Source organism: Bradyrhizobium sp. MI1.7 (assembly GCF_055811795.1).
In genome coordinates, this window is record NZ_JBVVPO010000051.1 from 45,993 (window position 1) to 62,754 (window position 16,762).

At 64.8% G+C, this 16,762-nt stretch carries 16 protein-coding genes, 1 tRNA gene, 1 pseudogene and 1 riboswitch; of the genes and pseudogenes, 7 read left to right on the plus strand and 11 right to left on the minus strand.

The window, feature by feature from the left end:
* Window positions 1–2: 2 nt before the first annotated feature.
* The 3 genes and pseudogenes from AC0L3X_RS33840 to AC0L3X_RS33850 form a co-directional block, all read right to left on the minus strand.
* Entirely contained in the window at window positions 3–1,058 is a 1,056-nt protein-coding gene (locus AC0L3X_RS33840) for a VCBS domain-containing protein (protein WP_473317145.1), read from the minus strand.
* Between the two features lie 236 nt (window positions 1,059–1,294).
* Window positions 1,295–1,714, minus strand: a pseudogene (locus AC0L3X_RS33845) (TolB family protein); the annotation flags it as partial.
* 511 nt (window positions 1,715–2,225) lie between these two features.
* Window positions 2,226–2,299: transfer RNA gene (locus AC0L3X_RS33850), tRNA-Gly, on the minus strand.
* Window positions 2,300–2,472: 173 nt separating this feature from the next.
* Here AC0L3X_RS33850 and AC0L3X_RS33855 point away from each other — a divergent pair.
* The 5 genes from AC0L3X_RS33855 to AC0L3X_RS33875 all read left to right on the plus strand — a co-directional run bounded on the left by AC0L3X_RS33855 (window position 2,473) and on the right by AC0L3X_RS33875 (window position 5,580).
* Window positions 2,473–3,048, plus strand: a complete 576-nt coding sequence (locus tag AC0L3X_RS33855) for a methylated-DNA--[protein]-cysteine S-methyltransferase (protein WP_063985926.1) — start codon at window positions 2,473–2,475, stop codon at window positions 3,046–3,048.
* A 96-nt stretch (window positions 3,049–3,144) separates the two neighbouring features.
* Entirely contained in the window at window positions 3,145–3,984 is an 840-nt protein-coding gene (locus AC0L3X_RS33860; RefSeq protein ID WP_231143698.1) for a helix-turn-helix transcriptional regulator, read from the plus strand.
* Window positions 3,985–4,039: 55 nt separating this feature from the next.
* Window positions 4,040–4,399, plus strand: coding sequence for a VOC family protein (locus tag AC0L3X_RS33865; protein ID WP_063985927.1), 360 nt, complete (start codon window positions 4,040–4,042; stop codon window positions 4,397–4,399).
* A 175-nt stretch (window positions 4,400–4,574) separates the two neighbouring features.
* Window positions 4,575–4,976, plus strand: coding sequence for an SRPBCC family protein (locus AC0L3X_RS33870; RefSeq protein WP_028148013.1), 402 nt, complete (start codon window positions 4,575–4,577; stop codon window positions 4,974–4,976).
* Window positions 4,977–5,076: 100 nt separating this feature from the next.
* Window positions 5,077–5,580 carry a hypothetical protein gene (locus AC0L3X_RS33875; RefSeq protein WP_063979869.1) on the plus strand — a complete coding sequence of 168 codons (504 nt, stop codon included), beginning with the start codon at window positions 5,077–5,079 and terminating at the stop codon, window positions 5,578–5,580.
* Here the strand turns inward: AC0L3X_RS33875 and AC0L3X_RS33880 are convergent.
* From AC0L3X_RS33880 to AC0L3X_RS33895, 4 genes are all read right to left on the minus strand, one after another.
* Window positions 5,577–7,019, minus strand: coding sequence for an MATE family efflux transporter (locus AC0L3X_RS33880; protein WP_231143699.1), 1,443 nt, complete (start codon window positions 7,017–7,019; stop codon window positions 5,577–5,579). The two genes, AC0L3X_RS33875 and AC0L3X_RS33880, sit on opposite strands and share 4 nt — an antisense overlap.
* 162 nt (window positions 7,020–7,181) lie before the next feature.
* The gene (locus AC0L3X_RS33885; RefSeq protein ID WP_063979871.1) at window positions 7,182–8,234 is read right to left on the minus strand and encodes a hypothetical protein; all 1,053 of its coding nucleotides are present in this window, start codon (window positions 8,232–8,234) and stop codon (window positions 7,182–7,184) included.
* Between the two features lie 104 nt (window positions 8,235–8,338).
* Window positions 8,339–8,752, minus strand: coding sequence for a PAS domain-containing protein (locus AC0L3X_RS33890; protein ID WP_063985928.1), 414 nt, complete (start codon window positions 8,750–8,752; stop codon window positions 8,339–8,341).
* A 114-nt stretch (window positions 8,753–8,866) separates the two neighbouring features.
* The gene (locus tag AC0L3X_RS33895; RefSeq protein ID WP_371496797.1) at window positions 8,867–10,003 is read right to left on the minus strand and encodes a 2'-deoxycytidine 5'-triphosphate deaminase; all 1,137 of its coding nucleotides are present in this window, start codon (window positions 10,001–10,003) and stop codon (window positions 8,867–8,869) included.
* A gap of 80 nt (window positions 10,004–10,083) precedes the next feature.
* A riboswitch (SAM riboswitch) is annotated at window positions 10,084–10,163 on the plus strand.
* A 70-nt stretch (window positions 10,164–10,233) separates the two neighbouring features.
* On the opposite strand from AC0L3X_RS33895, the gene AC0L3X_RS33900 reads away from it, so the two are divergent.
* Window positions 10,234–11,430, plus strand: coding sequence for an O-succinylhomoserine sulfhydrylase (locus tag AC0L3X_RS33900; RefSeq protein ID WP_063979873.1), 1,197 nt, complete (start codon window positions 10,234–10,236; stop codon window positions 11,428–11,430).
* Window positions 11,431–11,585: 155 nt separating this feature from the next.
* Here AC0L3X_RS33900 and AC0L3X_RS33905 read toward each other — a convergent pair whose 3' ends face one another.
* From AC0L3X_RS33905 to AC0L3X_RS33915, 3 genes are read right to left on the minus strand one after another with little or no spacing between them, the layout of a single operon-like run.
* Window positions 11,586–12,575, minus strand: coding sequence for an SGNH/GDSL hydrolase family protein (locus AC0L3X_RS33905; RefSeq protein ID WP_063979874.1), 990 nt, complete (start codon window positions 12,573–12,575; stop codon window positions 11,586–11,588).
* Between the two features lie 12 nt (window positions 12,576–12,587).
* Window positions 12,588–13,367, minus strand: a complete 780-nt coding sequence (locus AC0L3X_RS33910; protein WP_063979875.1) for an SGNH/GDSL hydrolase family protein — start codon at window positions 13,365–13,367, stop codon at window positions 12,588–12,590.
* Window positions 13,367–14,632, minus strand: coding sequence for an OpgC domain-containing protein (locus AC0L3X_RS33915; RefSeq protein ID WP_354131712.1), 1,266 nt, complete (start codon window positions 14,630–14,632; stop codon window positions 13,367–13,369). The genes AC0L3X_RS33910 and AC0L3X_RS33915 overlap by 1 nt, the downstream gene beginning before the upstream one ends.
* Before the next feature lie 180 nt (window positions 14,633–14,812).
* Between AC0L3X_RS33915 and apaG the strand changes: the two genes are divergently transcribed.
* Window positions 14,813–15,205: a Co2+/Mg2+ efflux protein ApaG gene (apaG, locus tag AC0L3X_RS33920; protein ID WP_014491305.1), complete on the plus strand. Its 393-nt coding sequence runs from the start codon at window positions 14,813–14,815 to the stop codon at window positions 15,203–15,205.
* A gap of 173 nt (window positions 15,206–15,378) precedes the next feature.
* Here the strand turns inward: apaG and AC0L3X_RS33925 are convergent, their stop codons facing one another.
* On the minus strand, window positions 15,379–16,386 hold the full coding sequence (locus AC0L3X_RS33925) for an Hsp33 family molecular chaperone (RefSeq protein ID WP_063979877.1): 1,008 nt from the start codon (window positions 16,384–16,386) through the stop codon (window positions 15,379–15,381).
* Window positions 16,387–16,762: the final 376 nt, after the last annotated feature.

The following is a 16,762-nucleotide window of genomic DNA, read 5'->3' on the forward strand; positions in this document are numbered from 1 at the left end:
GCCTAGAAGTCGGGCGCGGACTTGAACGTCACATCGCCCGTCGCCGACACGTCGAACAGAGCCGCGTCAGTGCCGGACAGCGAATAGGTCAGCGCGGGACTGTCCACATCGGTCGCCGCGACGTGGTAGGCGACGCCAGAGCCATTCTCCGCGAAGCTTGCCGTCGTGCCCGAGCTGATCACGGGCGCATCATCGATTCCCCTCAGCGTCACGGTGATGCCCTGTGTCCCGTAGAAGCCGTCGAGGACCAAGATGAAGATGTCGGTATGGGTCTGTCCGGCCGCGAGCGGAGCGATGTCGGCATGAGAGACATCATAGCTCCACGTCACCTTGCCATCGGCAACGTCGATGGTGGCCGTGAGTGTGCCGAGATTGCCGTCTTGCGGTGCCACCGCGACCGTGTGGGCACCGGCAAAGAAACCCGCCTGCGATGTCGAAACATGGGCAGCGCCATTGTCCGTCAGCTTCGCTGCGGTGAAGGAAGGCGTAGTAAGATCTCTTACAAAGATGTCGTAGGTATGGTTGGTATCGCCCGGCACCAGAATGCTGGATAAAGACTCGAATGCCACCTTGGTGCCATCAGGCGAGAACACGGGAAGCCGGCTGCCGCCTCCGAATTCCCACGGCCTGCCCCCATTGGTCGAGACGGCCGTGATGGCACCCGTGGCCAGGTCCTTCACATAGACGACCTGATCGGCATTGACACCCGGCACGAGATTGGTGGCACTGGAATAGAACGCAATCTTGGTGCCATCAGGCGAGAACACGGGTTTCTGGGCTTCGCCGTTGTTCTGCGGGACTCCGTCGGCATCGGTCGATACCAGCGTGACCGCGCCTGTGGTCAGATCCTTAATGACGATGTTGCCGATTAGGTTGTTAGAACTACCCGGCACAAGATTGTCGGCAAAGGTATAGAACGCCACCTTGGTGCCATCTGGCGAGAACACCGGGTCGAAGCTGCCGCGATCCCCACGAGCGCCGCTGGCGCTCTCCGACACCAGTGTGGTGGCCCCGGTGGAAAGGTCCTTGATGTAGATCTCGGTGGTGTCGCCGCGCACTGTGGCCGACCCGAACACGATTTTGGTGCCATCGGGCGAGAACGAGGGGGGGAGGTAAAGCCATTCTCAAGCCCGCCGCCGCCGGGTCCTCCGTTGTATGGACTGGGCGCTATGAGCGTTATCGCGCCAGTGGTCAGGTCCTTCACGAAGATGTCGCGCACGTGGTCGGTATCATCAGGCACGAGATTGTCGGCATCGGAATAGAACGCAACCTTGGTGCCATCAGGCGAGAATATCGGGTTGGTGGTCGATAAGCCGTCCGCCTGCTCCCCACTGGCACTCGTCGATACGCGCGTGAGGGCACCGGTGGCCAGGTCCTTCACGAAGATGTCGACGCCCGTTGCGAACGCCAGCTTGGTGCCATCGGGCGAAAAAATCGGCTGGTAGCCACCCAGCTGAACCCCGCTGGCATCGGTCGACACGAGCGTGATCGCCCCGGTCGAAAGGTCCTTCACGAAGACGTCGGGTGCACCGTTGGTATCGCCGGGCACCAGATTGTCGGCATAGGATGCGAACGCCACTTTCGTGCCGTCGGGCGAGAACGCTGCCTGGACACTCGCGCCATCCGCCTGCGCCCCGGTTGCGCTGGTCGACACGCGCGTGAACGCATCGTCGCTGCCACCGCCAGCGGTGAAAACAGGTGCTGAATTTGTCATCAATGCCTCCGTTTGCCCGGCAACAGGCCGGACCCGAATGTTTTGCACGACAATCAGAAACAGAAACGCGGCACCAATGAGTCCCTGCTGTCCAAGGCAAGTTTAGTGCCCCTAGATGACGAACGCTTGATGCAGCCGCGAAGGATCAGATGAAGGATCAGATTGAGCGTCGTTGGCTGCGCCGCTGCACAACAGGCAATCAAAACTGCGCCAGCAGTCTTTCACGATACGCAGCCGCGCCGAACTGCGAGAGCGCATAGCATCCCTCAGGGTGATCTCGTGTCGTCGGGATGAATAAGCCGCTCCATTCTGAAATGCAGCGCGAGCGGTGATCCGTTACATCACCAAGAATTGCCATCGCCAAAAATTGGCCACTTTAACCGACGCTGGGGAGACCGACGCCATTTGGCGGATCTTTGGCCCCTTCATGCATCCGGATACGCCAAGATGAACGTGGCCATGGGTCGGAGAAACATCCAACACGCCAAATCAGCGGCCATCAATTTTTGAATGGAGCGGGCGAAGGGAATCGAACCCTCGTATGCAGCTTGGGAAGCTGCCGTTCTACCATTGAACTACGCCCGCTTATGCGCATGCAGCGCCCGCTCTGATTAGCCGAGACGGCGCCTCCCGCCAAGCGGTTTGGCGCACCCGGCCGGACGCTTCTTAACGTTTCAGTAAGATTCCAGGTGCGCCGGATTGTGGCGGTGTTATGATCGCGCGTCTGGGGAGAGACGTGCACTGAGTGGGGCGTGTGCATGCTGGGGCGTGGCTACACGATATTCAACACGGCCATAGGGCGCTGCGGCATCGTCTGGAGCAGCACCGGCGTGGTCGCCGTGCAATTGCCGGAGGCGCGGGAGATCGATACCCGCCGCCGGATTTTCGCGGTCCATCCCGAGGCGCGCGAGCAGCAGCCTCCGCTGAATGCCGAGCTTGCGATCGAGGGCATCGCAGGCTTGCTGCAGGGCGGCGACCCTGATTTTTCCGAGGTCAGCCTGGACGCCGGCGGCGTCCCCGGCTTCCATCGGCGCGTTTATGAAGCCGCCTGCGCCATTCCGCGCGGGGAGACCCGCACCTATCACGAGATCGCCAAGGCGCTGGGCGCCTCCGGCGCCGCGCATTCGGTGGCGCAGGCGATCGCCAAAAATCCCTACATGCTGATCGTGCCCTGTCACCGGGTGCTGGAGGCCGGCAATTACGCCGACCGACTCTCGCCTTACGGCGGGGTGATCTCCAAGCGGCGGCTGCTGGCGCTCGAGGGCGCCCATCCGGTCGCGAGCAAGACGCTGTTCGAGGTGCTGCTGCCCGTTGCGCCACCGAGGCCCAGCTAAGGCGCGATCGGAATCGCACCTTAGCTTTGTTTTTTTGGGCATGATCTTGTCGGACAACCGCTACACACTTGTCCGGACCATGCCTAGATAGGTGGCATGGATGCGACCACGCTGCTGACCACGCAATCGATGACGGTCTCGGAGTTTCGCTGCGATGCGGGACCGGACGACAAGCCGTTCGCGGAGTGCCGCACCGGGCATTCCATTGCCTATGTCCGCTCCGGCAGCTTCGGCTGCCAGTGCCGCGCCGGCTTCTTCGAGCTGGTGGCGGGCTCGATGCTGGTCGGCGCTCCACGCGAGGAATACACCTGCACGCATGAGCACGTCAGCGGCGACGTCTGCCTGGGCTTCTTCTTCAGCGAGGACCTGGTCGATGCCCTCGGGGGACGGCGCGAGATCTGGCAGGTCGGCGCGACACCGCCGCTGCCCGAGCTGATGGTGCTGGGCGAGCTCGCCCAGACGGCGGCAGATGGCAACAGCGACCTCGGTCTCGACGAGGTCGGTCAAATTCTGGCCGGCCGCTTCATCGATGTCGTCTCGGGCAAGGCGCGCAAGCCGGCCACGCCCACCGCACGCGACCGCCGCCGCGCAGTCGAAGCCGCGCTGTGGATCGACGCCAACTCGCATGCCGAGGTCGACCTCGAACAGGCGGCGCGGCAGGCGGGCCTCAGCCCGTTCCATTTCCTGCGGCTGTTCTCGGCCGTGCTCGGCGTCACCCCGCATCAATATCTGGTGCGCTCGCGGCTACGCCATGCGGCGCGGCTGCTGACAGATGATGACATCGCGGTCACCGACATCGCCTATGACGTCGGCTTCGGCGATCTCTCCAATTTCGTCCGCACCTTCCATCGCGCCGCCGGCGTGTCGCCGACGAAGTTCCGGCAGGCGTCGAAGGGCGAGCGCAAGATTCTCCAAGAGCGCGCGACCCTCAACTGAATAGGGTCGTCTCCGGCGCGCGCCAGTTGCGGCGCGCTTTGCAATGGAGACGATCATGTACGACCACATCGGACTGCGTGTTGCCGACCTCGACGCCGCCACGCGCTTCTACACCGCGGTGCTGGCGCCGCTCGGCTACGCCCTGTGCTCGAGCGGCGACGGCTATGCGGGCTTCGGGCCGAAGGGCGAGCCGGCGCTCTGGCTGCACCTGAACAAGGGACGCAAGGCCGACGGCGCGCATATCGCGTTTCGCGCCAAGGACCATGATGCGGTCAAGGCATTCCACAGCGAAGGCTTGAAGAGCGACGGCCGTGACAATGGCGGCGCCGGCCCGCGCAAGGACTATAGCCCGACCTACTACGCGGCGTTCCTGATTGATCCCGATGGCAACAACATCGAGGCGGTTTGCGTGTGAGCCCGCCGCGCACGAGCACTCGCAGGGTGGGCAAAGCGACTTGTCCGCCGTAGCTCGAAGAGCGAAGGCGGAAGCGTGCCCACCATCGCGTGCGACTGTGCCGATGAATGGTGGGCACGACGCGCGAAGAGCGCGCCTTTGCCCACCCACGAACCTCTCAATCAAGGACACCTTCATGGCCTCCATCCACAACGACATCCCCCTCCCCGTTCCCGCCCGCGACGTCTGGGACGCCGTACGCGATTTCGGCGCGCTGCCTCAGCGGCTGGCGCCGGGCTTCGTCACCGCCTGCACGCTCGACGGTGATGCACGCATCGTCACCTTCGCCAATGGATCAGTGGCGCGCGAGGTGCTGGTCGATTGCGACGATGCGCGGCAGCGGCTGGTCTACGCCATCAACAACGAGCGGCTCAGGCATTACAGCGCCTCGGTGCAGGTGATCGCCGAGGGCGAGGCGAGCTGCCGCCTTGTCTGGATCATCGACATGCTGCCGAACGAGCTTGCGGCTTATGTCCAGGGGCAGACCAGGGACGCCGTCGCCGCAATACACCGGGCGTTCCCGGCCGTGGCTGCGTGATCTTTCGCACAGAGCCCTGCCCTCGCCGGCCCTAACCATGGCCGCGTGCGTCCGGTTGGCTCCGCTCTCCCGGCGGAGCCACGCACGCGAGGAGCAGGCCATGAGAGGTGCGGATAAGGTGATCTGCCAGGCGGCCGCCGTGCTGCTGCTGTTTTCGATCTCGAGCGCGCCGGCAAAGGCGCAGTTCCTCGGCGGCGGAGGCGCCGGCGGCGAGGACATGATGACCCAGATGGCGCCGATGCTGGAGATGATGAAGGCGAAGATGGGCAAGCGCCGCTTCGCCATGCTGATGCAGACCATGGGTCCGATGATGAGCCGCATGATGGAGAACGGCGGCGGCGGGCTCGGCGGCATGATGGGGGGCGGCGGCAGCCTGAGTGGCGGCAATTTCGGCGGTGGCTTCGGCGCGCCGAACTACGGCGGCTACACGCCGATGGGCGCAGGCGGCTACATGCCGACCGGAATGGGCGGCATGGGTGGCGGCGACATCATGGGTATGCTGGGTGGTTCCGGCGGCGGCGACATGATGGCGATGATTCCGCAGCTGATGCGGCTCGCCAATGTCGGCGGCGGTGGCGGCCATCGCCGCCACAGGCACCGCTAATCGGCAGCCGACAGAGCCGGCCTGATCGCAGGCTTGCTCTCGCGCGGCCCCCAGCGTGTCAGCACCACGCTGGAGCTCGAGAGCAGGCCGAGCACGACCATCGAGCTCGCGGCCAGCCAGAAGAAGCTCTGCGCGGTGGCGTCGTGCGTCGACAGCCACCAGCCGATCGCCGCGATGTAGATCAGGCGCGCGGTCTGCGCCAGCACCGGCCCGATCACCTTGGCCGCGCCCTGCGACGAGAAATACATTGTCGAGGCGAGCCCGATGAAGGCGTAGAACGGCGCCACCGTCGACAGATATTGATGGCTGGTCGCACGCACCGTTGCGCTGTCGGTGAAGATGTTGACCCAGAGATCCGGGAACAGCGCGACGAGGCACGCCGGCGCGCCGACGGCGACGAACGCGCTCGCACCGGCGATCCAGGCGATGCGCCGGGCGCGCGCGATGCGCACCGCGCCGATCGCCATGCCGATCATCGGCACCGAAGCGATGCCGAACGAGAACGCGATCGAGGTCAGCAAAAATTCCAGCCGCGCGCCGATGCCGTAGCCGGCGAGGATCGCAGTGCCGAACTTTGCCAGCATGTGGGTGAAGATCGAGATCGTCAGCACCGATTGCAGCGGCGAGAAGCAGGCGATGGCGCCGACCTTCAGGATATCGAAGAACATCGCCCATTGAACGCGAAGCCCGCGCAGTTTCGGCACGATTCGGGCGCGGCCGGATAACAGGTACCAGCCCATCACGCAGATATTCACGGAATAGGCGATCAGCGAGCCGGCCGCGACGCCGCGCATGCCGAACTGCGGCACGGGCCCGAGCCCGAGGCCCAGCGTGCCGCCAAGCACAACCTGCATGACCGCGGAATTCAGCATCAACAGCGAGGGCAGCTTCATGTTGCCGGTGCCGCGCAACACGCCCGCCATGGTGTTGAGCAGCCACGGCAGCACGGCCCCGCCAAAAAACACCTGTGTGTAGGCGACCGCATGCGTCAGCACATCCCCCCGTCCGCCGAGCATTTCCAGAACGCGCGGCCCGAAGATCAGCATGCCCAGCATGAAGACGAGGCCGAAGGTGATGCCGATCAGCAGCGCATGTGCGGCGAGCGTGCCGGCGCGCTCGCGGTCGCCTGCGCCGAGCGCCCGCGCGATGGCCGACGCCACGGCGCCGCCCATGGCCCCGCCGGACATGGTCATGGTCAGGATCACTGTCGGAAACACCAGCGCCATTGCCGCCAGCGCCTCGACGCCGAGCCGGCCGATATAGGAGGTCTCCGCGATCACCACACAGGTGCCGGCCGACAGCGCGACCACGTTCGGCCAGGCGAGGCCGAGCAGCGTGCGCAGAATCGGCCCGTCCATCAGCGCGCTTCGTACCGGCCGCGGAGGCGGCGGCAACGGACGCTCTTGTTCATCGACCGGGATTTCGGCGATGTCGGACATGTCCTCTCCCGGGCGCAGGCCATTCGCGGCGCGGCAATGCGTAGGTGTGCCAATAAATTTCGTCGCGCGGAAGGCGCGGCGACAGGCTTAGCACGGCAATTGCCGATTCCTCCTGCGCCGGATGCAGGCGTGCCCTGCGGCAGCGCATTTCAAGTGGTGGAATTACTCAATGGTCCACACCAGCGGCGGCCGACCGCCCGCTGTCGGGCGCAGGTGCACGCCGATGTGCCGCCCGCATCCGGCAGCGAGCCCCTCGAACAACCCTTCCAGCACCTTGGTGCAGGCGCGATGATAGTCGGCGACGTCATCCATCAGCTTCCAGCTCTGCTGACGAAATTCAAACGTGCCTTCTGACGCGGTCGTCTCGGCAGAGTCATCCTGCGCGGCAATCAGCGCATTCAGGAACGCTGCGAACTCGCTGGCGCCACCGCGGCTCATGGACAGTGCCGCCGCGACCTCGTCAAAATACTGCATCCCGATCAGCTTGCCGGTGAGGTGCAGGAGATAGCCGGCGTCTTCCGGGCCGAACAATTGCACCATCACGGGCGCGGCGGTGCGCACATATTCCATCGCGTAGTTGCGATAGGCTTTTTCCAGCCGCGGTTTTGGCCAGCTCGAAACAGGTAGCGCAGGCGCACTCTTCGCATCGAACAGCGGCGCTTCCAGATGACGCGCGAAGACCAGGCGCTGATCCAGCTCGAGCGGGTGGTCGTACTGATAATAATAGCCTTCGAGCCCATCCTGACCGTCGACGCTCTGCTTGGTGCAGACGAAGCCGAGCCTGGTATCGCCGAGCGCGACGCCATTGTTGGCGTGCCAGCCGCGCAGCATCGCGCGGCTGACCTCACCCGGCACGCCGCAGATCGCGGTGCCCTTCCAGATCCAGCGCGGCGGCGGATAGCGGATCCAGGCTTTGCGATCGCTCTCATACATGTACTCGACATGCACGCCGCCGATCCAGTTGGAGAGATAGTGATATTGCGCGGCGGCCACCGCAGGCGGCAGATGACTGAGACCGAGCTTTTCGAGCCCCGGCAGGAAGCGCTCCTGCTGCTGGCGGCGAAACACGCGGAAGACGAATTCGGCAGCATCCGCCGTGCCGCGCCGTGTGACGACGGTGAGGATGAGTCCGGTGAAATAGGCGTGATAGAGGTCGGCGACCGCACGCCAGCGCTTCCATTGCGCTTCCTCTGCTGCGTCTGTTGCGGCGGTCATGTTCGCTCCCGATCGTTGTTTTGATCGAGTGTGTCACTGCGCCCTGTACGAGGCAACCTGACGCTCAAGCAGAGCGCCCTGCACGCCAGCCCGTCAATTCCGCATCACGAATTTTGCGCAAGCCTGGCCGCGCGCTCGCGCTCGACGCGTTCGGTGACGTCGCGCGCCATCGCGACCGATCCGACCACGGCACCACCGGCATCGCGCACCAGCGCGAAGGTCATCTCGATGTAGAGCTTGCGTCCGCTCTTGTGCAACGCGCGGGTCAGCGTCGGCCTGCCCGCGAGCTTCATCGCCCCGGTGGCAAGCGCAGCTTCGAAGCCCTTCCAGTGCGCGGCACGCAGATGTTCGGGAATGATCAGATCGAGGTTCTGGCCGAGCGCCTCGTCCGCCGAGAAGCCGAACAGTGTGGTCGATGCGCGATTCCAGCGCGTGATGGTGCCGGAGCGATCCGAATAGATCAGCGCGTCCGCGACGTCGTCGACGATCCTTGCGTCGAGTTCGGATTGAACACTCATCTCGCCACCTCGCATGCAGCCGGATTTCAGCTTGCATCCCGGCAGTAGTCAATCGAGAGGCTGCGGCGTACTGGATGCCCCGGTCAAGCCGGGGCATGACAGTAGGGTGTGTAGCTACACCCGAAAATGCTTCGATAGTTTGAGCCCCTGCGCCTGGTAGTTCGAGCCGATGCGCTGGCCGTACATCGCGTCGGGGCGCGACAGCATTTTCTCGTAGACGAGACGGCCGACGATCTGGCCGTGCTCGAGGATGAACGGCACCTCGCGCGAGCGCACTTCGAGCACGGCGCGCGATCCCTGCCCGCCAGCGCCGGCATAGCCGAAGCCGGGATCGAAGAAGCCGGCATAGTGCACGCGGAACTCGCCGACCAGGGGATCGAACGGCACCATCTCCGCGGCGTAATCGGGCGGCACCTGCACGGCTTCCTTGGAGGCGAGGATGTAGAACTCGCCGGGATCGAGGATCAGGCTGCCGTCGGGACGCGCCGAGATCGGTTCCCAGAAATCCTCCACCGCATAGCCGGAGCGGCGGTCGACGTCGACGACACCGGTGTGGCGCTTGGCGCGATAGCCGACGAAGCCGTTGGCCTTCTCGCCGGAGAGATCGACGGAGACGGCGACGCCGCCGGTGAGATCGGCATCATCGAGATCGACGAGACGCTCAGTCGCATGCAGCGCCTCGAGCTCGTCGATGTTGAGGATCGCATCTCCGGTGCGGAAGCGCACCTGACTCAAGCGCGAGCCCTCACTGACCAGCACCGGAAACGTCTTCGGGCTGATCTCGGCGTAGAGCGGGCCGTGATAGCCGGCGCCGATCATGTCGAAGCGGCGGGTGCCGTCGGCGATGACGCGGGTGAAGACATCGAGCCGGCCGGTCGAGCTTTTCGGGTTGGCGGCGGCGACGATCTCCGGCGGCAGCGCCAGGCTTTCCAGGAGCGGCACGATGTAGACGCAGTTGGTCTCCAGCACCGCGCCATCGGCGAGGCTGAACTCGTGCAGCTTCAACTCGTCGATGCGCTCGGCGACGGTCGCGCCGGGACCCGGCAGGAAGCTGGCGCGAACGCGATACGCGATGTCGCCGAGGCGAAGGTCGAGGCTCGCCGGCTGGATCTGGCTTTCGACGAAGTCATAAGCGGGCAGGATGAGGCCCGCCTTCGCCATCGCCGCGATCATGCGGTCGGGCAGGATACCATTGGCGTCGGCGGCAACCGTGAAGCTCAACCGGGGGTCCTCGTCAGGGGTCAAATGCATCCGGACATGCGGGAAATAGCAGCCTTTTACGGCTATCCGATGGACGCCTTGACGGAAAGGCCATTGCGGAATATGAGCATCACTTATCCCGTGGTGATTTGAGCCGGCCGGCTTGCAGCCACGTTAAATAAGTCGCTAAACAGGCCGGGGACCTCTGTGATCCCGGCCCGTGGAAGTTATCCAGGCCGGTTTTTTGTGACCATTTTCGATGGTCACGCAGAGGAGGTCCTATGTCGAAGTCCCCGGCGTCCACCACGCAATACCGTCCCGAAACCCGACTGGTCCATTCCGGCACCCTGCGCTCGCAATATGGCGAGACGTCGGAGGCGCTGTTCCTGACCCAGGGCTACGTCTACAACAGCGCCGAGGAGTGCGAGGCGCGGTTCAAGGGCGAGGACCCCGGCTTCATCTATTCGCGCTATTCCAACCCGACCATCTCGATGTTCGAGCGCCGCATGATCGAGCTCGAAGGCGCCGAAGCCGCCCGCTCGGCGGCGACCGGCATGGCCGCGGTGACGACCGCGATCCTGGCGCCGCTGAAGGCCGGCGATCATGTGGTGGCCTCCCGTGCCCTGTTCGGCTCGTGTCTCTACGTCATTCAGGATCTCTTGCCACGCTACGGCATCGAGACCACGCTGGTCGACGGAGCCGATCTCGACCAGTGGCAGCGCGCCTTGAGGCCGAACACCAAGACGTTTTTCCTGGAGAGCCCGACCAACCCGACGCTCGACGTGCTCGACATTCCAGGGATCGCCGAGATCGCGCACAGCGGCGGCGCGCGGCTCGTCGTCGACAACGTGTTCGCGACGCCGATCTGGCAGAGCCCGCTCGCGCTAGGGGCAGACGTCGTCGTCTATTCCGCGACCAAGCACATCGACGGCCAGGGCCGTTGTCTCGGCGGCATCATCCTGTCGTCGGAAGCGTTCATCGCCGAGCACATCCACAATTTCATGCGCCAGACCGGCCCGTCGATCTCGCCGTTCAACGCATGGGTCCTGCTCAAGGGCCTGGAAACGCTGGGCGTACGCGTGCGCGCGCAGACCGAGACGGCGGGACGCATCGCCGACGTGCTGGCGAGCCATCCGAAGATTTCGCGGCTGGTCTATCCCGGCCGCGCCGATCATCCGCAGGCAGCTCTCGTGAAGAAGCAGATGCGCGGCGGCTCGACGCTGGTCGGCTTCGAGGTCAAGGGCGGCAAGCAGGGTGCGTTCCGCGTGCTCAACGAGCTCAAGCTTGCAAAAATCTCGAACAATCTCGGCGATGCCAAGAGCCTCGTCACGCATCCGGCGACCACGACGCATCAGCGCCTCAAGCCGGAAGACCGCGCCGCGCTCGGCATCAGCGAGGGCTTCATCCGCTTCTCGGCGGGGCTCGAGCATGTGGACGATCTGATCGAGGATCTGACCGCGGCGCTGGAGAAGGCGTGAGGCGATTGGGCTCTTGTAGGGTGGGCAAAGCGACTTGTCCGCCGTAGCTCGAAGAGCGAAGGCGGAAGCGTGCCCACCATTCACGATCATATCGCCGATAGATGGTGGGCACGGCGCGCGAAGAGCGCGCCTTTGCCCACCCTACGGCACCGAGCCTACATCGGCCGATACGTTCGCACGTCCGCGGGCACGTTGACGCCGAGCTTGATCTGGCCGACGGAGCGGATGATGTCGTCGCCGAGGATCTGCGCGAAGCAGGCATAGCCCCAATCGTTCATATGCAGGCCGTCGGCGATCACGAAACTCTCGACCGGGATCGATTGATTCTCGTGCCAGTCGCGCATCACCTCGAAGCGGGGGAAGATGCCGACGTGACGGAGCTCGGCGACCTTCCCGAGCAGGTGCACCATCTTGCCGGCGCTCTCCTTGCGCTGGTTGACGGCTGGCGAATATTGCGGATCGACCAGCACGATGTCGGCGCCGCCAGCGGCCTGGATGCGGGAGATGCCGTCCTCGACCATCTTGGCGGTGTCACCGGGATCGAGATTGCGCAGCACCGCATTGGTGCCGACCTGCCAGATCACGAGATCCGGATGCACGTCGATCACCTCCTTCTGGAGGCGCTTCATCATCTCGGGCGCGTCCTCGCCGCCGACGCCGGCGTTGATCACGGTGATGTCGGCGGTCGGATATTGCCGGCGGAGCTGCGCGGCGAGACGGTTCGGATAGTTGAAATCGGGCGAGCTCGCGCCATAGCCCGCCGTCGACGACGAGCCGAACGCGACGATCACGACGGGTTTGCCGGCGACGAGCTTGCCCGCGACATGCGGCAGCGAGCCCATCGCCTTCGAGCCACCCTTCGGCGTGAGGCAGGGCACGCGGCTGAAAATGTCCCCGGCGGATTTCGCGACCTGCTTCACCTTGTCGATGGCGCGGGCGGTCACGCCGCGCTGCTCGTGGGACGTCGCGGCGACGGTGGTCTGGGAGGGCGAAGCGGAAGCCGGACTAGCGGCCTGCTGCGGCGCGGGCGTTGCCTGCGTGGCCTGCGCCTGCACTGGTGCCAGCGACATCGGCGTCAGGAGCAGCAGAGCCGCCGCGGGCGCAGCCAGCCATGCCGTCAACCAAAAAGGGCGGAGAGAACTCATTAACGCTAGACCTCAATTTTGCTGCTGGGCCGGCCCCAGATGGGCTGCGTCGATCACAAACTGTGCCAACGCCCGGCCAAGGCAGTCATGGACCTGTTTCGCCAGCTCTGGCCCACGGGACGGGCTGAACAGGTCGAACTGACCCTGATCATTCCACTGCCGCATGATCGCGAAACGGTCGAACAGCGGGATGTCATGCTCCTGCGCCACCACCCGCATATTGTCGAGATAGGGCGGCACCGAGATCATGGTTTCGGTACGCGGGCTGTACTGCAAGTTCATCAACACAACGTCAGCCCCTGCTTTTTGCAGCGCGGAAACCCCTTCGGTCACCGCCCCGCGAAAATCATCGGGATCAATCGCTCGGATAGCATCCACAGTCCCGGTCTGCCAGATGACCAAAGTAGGCCTTTTTGCTTCCATCAGCTTAACGAAGGTCGCGGCCGCCTCCTCGGCCGTCTTCTTGCTCTGTATTTCTACGGAGACGTGCACGGTCTCCGACGGCAGCAGCCTGTCCTGCAGGATGGCCTGCATGCGCGCCGGGTAGGAGCTGTCCTCCGAGGCCGGAATCGTGGTCGAACGGCTGCCAATGACCAGGATTTCGAGCGGTTTGCCGGCCTTGATGGCATCGGCGACCCTCGGAAGCTGGCTTTCAGTGGTGAGCAGATAGGATGGCAATTCGCAGGCCGGGGGCGCGGCCGGAGCAGCCGGCACGGCATCGCCCGCGCGCGCCAGGGGCGCGGCGAGGTTACCGCACAGCAGGACCAGGCTCAGGAGAACCTTCGCCTTCATCAGCCCCCTCCCGCCAGATCGGCGCTGCCGACGGCGTTTTTGGTTTTCGCACCGCTCTTGTCAGCCACGCGCTTGTACCACGAAATCACCCAGGCAACGCCCCACATGATCAGGATTCCGGAGAGACTAATCAGCGCATGCATGGCTGCGCCGCCGGAGACTTCGGCCAGGATGAAATGGCCGGCGAAGGCGAGGAAGACGCCGAGGCAGAAGATCTCCAGGGAATGCTGGCCGCAGAGGATCAGCGGCCGCAGCCAGGGCGATTTCAGGCCCGGCCATTCCCGGGGCAGGAAGCGAACGGTGAGTGCGGCGAACGCCAGGAAATGCGTGAAGCGCAGCACGTCGAGATCGGCCTTGTCGATCGGATACATCCACTGCTCGAGCCGCCTCGGCATGAAGTGGGAGAGCTGCGGCACATACCAGGTCAGCGTCACGTAGAACGCCGCGACCAGATAGGCGATCGATATCCACATCGTGACGCGGGACGCCAGGATGCGCGACATGCGTCGCGCACCTCCGAGCGCACACCATGCGCCGAATACGAAAAGCAATTGCCAGGCGAAGGGATTGAACGCCCAGAAGCCGTTCGGATAGGCCGACAGATACAGGTCGTATTCCCAGGTCACCGCGTAGAGCAGAACCGAGAGGCCGAGCGTCACGTCGGGCCGCCATTTCATCAGCCACAAGATCAAGGGCAGCGCCAGCATCAGCACGATATAGAGCGGCAGCACGTCCATGTTGACCGGACGAAAGCGCAGCAGCAGCGCCTGCACGATCGTGACGTCGGGCTGCTTGAGGAAATCCATGATGCCCATCTCTTCGGTGTAGAGCGGGTTCTCGAACCTGGTCGCAACGTAGGAGATTTCGGCGAGGAAGATCGTGAACAGAAAGACGTGGGCGACATAGATCTGCCAGACGCGCCGCAGGATGCGCGCGGTAGCGACGACGAAGCCGCTTTCGAGCATGGCACGACCGTAGACGAACGCCGCGGTGTAGCCGGAGATGAAGATGAAGATCTCGGTGGCGTCGCTGAAGCCGTAATTGCGGATCGTGAACCAGGTCAAAAGGCTCGGCGGCAGATGGTCGACGAAGATCAGCCACAGTGCGAGCCCGCGGAACAGGTCGAGCCGGAGCTCGCGCTCGCCGATGGCGGGCAGCGTGATGGCCGGCGCGGCGGAGCGCAGCTTCGCCTCCGCAGGTCTGGCCTCCGCAGGCTTGCCGGTTCCCGCGATCGTCGATCCCGTCACTTGGTCGGCAATGGTCATCGGGGGTTCGAAACCCTTCCGCAAATCGCGACGTGTCATGGAGTGTACAGGTCCGGCCGTCGTCTCGCAAAGCGGCCGGATCACATTGGGTCTACTTCCTCGGCAATTCTGGCGGCACGATGTCACCAAAACCGCCTGCGGGCGTTGGTTCCCGGCCGGGTTTTCGTTATGATGGCAGCCATGTATCGCGCCGTGACCCGCCAGATCGAAGTGACCGTCGAGCCGAACTTTGTTCCGGAGCAGTCGTCGGCTGACCGCTCCCGCTATTTCTGGTCCTACACCATCGTCATCACCAATTCCGGCGACGAAACCGTGCAGCTGAAGACGCGGCACTGGATCATCACCGACGCCACCGGCCGCCAGCAGGAGGTCAGGGGCGAGGGCGTCGTCGGCGAGCAGCCGACCCTGGCTCCCGGCGAGCGCTTCGAATACACCTCCGGCGTGCCGCTCGCGACCGCCTCGGGCTTCATGACCGGCCGCTACCAGATGGTCAGCGAAAGCGGCGAACGCTTCGAGATCGATGTGCCGACGTTCTCGCTGGACAGCCCGGACAACAAGCGGGTGTTGAACTAGGGGCAGGCGATTTCGTGCGAACACCCACAACTGTCATGCCCCGGCCTTGACCGGGGCATCCAGTACGCCGCGGCTTTTCGAATCCATCACAACAGTTTCGGAGTACTGGATCGCCCGATCAAGTCGGGCGATGACACCGAGTGTGTGGCTTGCAACGACGGAGGATGCGACGCCTACGCGTCTTCCACGCCCGCCTCGTGCGGCGTGAACTGGTACACCGACGAGCAGAATTCGCAGGTCACGACGACCTTGTCGTCCTTGACCATCGCGGCGCGGTCGTCGGGCGAGAAGCTCTTCAGCATCGCACCAACCGCGTCGCGCGAGCAGGAGCATTGCGCCTTCAGAACCAGCGGATTGAACACGCGCACGCCGCGCTCGTGGAACAGGCGGAACAGCAGCCGCTCGCCGGAGAGTTCGGGGTCGATCAGCTCGACGTCCTCGACGGTCTCGACCAGCGAACGCGCCTCGACCCAGGCGTCGTCTTCGGCGACAGCATGCACCTCCGCGCCTTCGGGCGCATCGCCGGGATGCAAATCGGCCTGACGCGCGCGCTCGGGCGCCTTCGGCAGGAACTGCATCAGCATGCCGCCGGCGCGCCAGCGATGCTTGCCGCCGTCGTTCGAGCGCCACTCCTCGCCGACGGCTAGACGCACGCGCGTCGGGATCTGCTCGGAGCGCAGGAAGTATTCGTGGGCGGCATCTTCCAGGCTGCCACCGTCGAGCGCGACCAGACCCTGGTAGCGGCTCATGTCGGGACCCTGGTCGATGGTCATGGCGAGATGACCGTTACCGAGGAGCGTGCCGGAATCTTTTGTCTCGCCGAGGCGCTCGGCATCGTAGCGCGCATAGGCGCGCAGGCGATCCGGCGCCATGTAGTCGACGACCAGGAACGACACCGGACCGTCGGTCTGGGCCTGGAGGATGAAGCGGCCCTCGAACTTCAGCGCCGAGCCGAGCAGCGTCGTCAGCACGATGGCCTCGCCGAGCAGCTTGCCCACGGCAGCGGGATAATCGTGCTTGGTCAGGATCTCGTCGAGCGCGGGACCAAGCCGCACCAGGCGACCGCGCACGTCGAGTGCGTCGACCTCGTAAGGCAGCACGGCGTCATCGATGGGAACCGCTGATGGCGCGCGAACCGGGCCTTCAGGCCCGGTTTTCATGTCAGGGGATTGGGAAACCATGGCGCTTTATCTGGGGTCGATGGAGGAAAATGGAAGAGGGCGCGGAACGCTCCCCGGCATGCAGAAAAGATCGCACGAAAGCACGACAAACTCAGGGTCGTCCCGGGGGTGCGCAAAGCGCGAGCCCGGGACCCATAACCACAGGATTGCAATGTAACCGGCGACGACCACTCCGCGTCCTCGCCAAACAACTTCCTGTGGTTAAGGGTCCCGGATCGGGGGGGGGGGGGGGGGGGGGGGGGGGGGGGGGGGGGGGGGGGGGGGGGGGGGGGGGGGGGGGGGGGGGGTTTGTGGGGGGGGGGGGGGGGGGGGGGGGGGGGGAGGAAGAGGGGGGGGGGGGGGGGGGGGGGGGGGGCGGCGGGGGGCGGGGGCGGGG

Bases quoted from the DNA above. Each gene is read 5' to 3' on its own strand.
- AC0L3X_RS33900 (WP_063979873.1), top strand. From the start codon at position 10,234: ATGTCGAAGTCCCCGGCGTCCACCACGCAATACCGTCCCGAAACCCGA.
- AC0L3X_RS33890 (WP_063985928.1), bottom strand. From the start codon at position 8,752: ATGAGTGTTCAATCCGAACTCGACGCAAGGATCGTCGACGACGTCGCG.
- AC0L3X_RS33875 (WP_063979869.1), top strand. From the start codon at position 5,077: ATGAGAGGTGCGGATAAGGTGATCTGCCAGGCGGCCGCCGTGCTGCTG.
- AC0L3X_RS33855 (WP_063985926.1), top strand. From the start codon at position 2,473: ATGCTGGGGCGTGGCTACACGATATTCAACACGGCCATAGGGCGCTGC.
- AC0L3X_RS33865 (WP_063985927.1), top strand. From the start codon at position 4,040: ATGTACGACCACATCGGACTGCGTGTTGCCGACCTCGACGCCGCCACG.
- apaG (WP_014491305.1), top strand. From the start codon at position 14,813: ATGTATCGCGCCGTGACCCGCCAGATCGAAGTGACCGTCGAGCCGAAC.
- AC0L3X_RS33885 (WP_063979871.1), bottom strand. From the start codon at position 8,234: ATGACCGCCGCAACAGACGCAGCAGAGGAAGCGCAATGGAAGCGCTGG.
- AC0L3X_RS33915 (WP_354131712.1), bottom strand. From the start codon at position 14,632: ATGACCATTGCCGACCAAGTGACGGGATCGACGATCGCGGGAACCGGC.
- AC0L3X_RS33910 (WP_063979875.1), bottom strand. From the start codon at position 13,367: ATGAAGGCGAAGGTTCTCCTGAGCCTGGTCCTGCTGTGCGGTAACCTC.
- AC0L3X_RS33905 (WP_063979874.1), bottom strand. From the start codon at position 12,575: ATGAGTTCTCTCCGCCCTTTTTGGTTGACGGCATGGCTGGCTGCGCCC.
- AC0L3X_RS33870 (WP_028148013.1), top strand. From the start codon at position 4,575: ATGGCCTCCATCCACAACGACATCCCCCTCCCCGTTCCCGCCCGCGAC.
- AC0L3X_RS33860 (WP_231143698.1), top strand. From the start codon at position 3,145: ATGGATGCGACCACGCTGCTGACCACGCAATCGATGACGGTCTCGGAG.
- AC0L3X_RS33880 (WP_231143699.1), bottom strand. From the start codon at position 7,019: ATGTCCGACATCGCCGAAATCCCGGTCGATGAACAAGAGCGTCCGTTG.
- AC0L3X_RS33895 (WP_371496797.1), bottom strand. From the start codon at position 10,003: ATGCATTTGACCCCTGACGAGGACCCCCGGTTGAGCTTCACGGTTGCC.
- AC0L3X_RS33925 (WP_063979877.1), bottom strand. From the start codon at position 16,386: ATGGTTTCCCAATCCCCTGACATGAAAACCGGGCCTGAAGGCCCGGTT.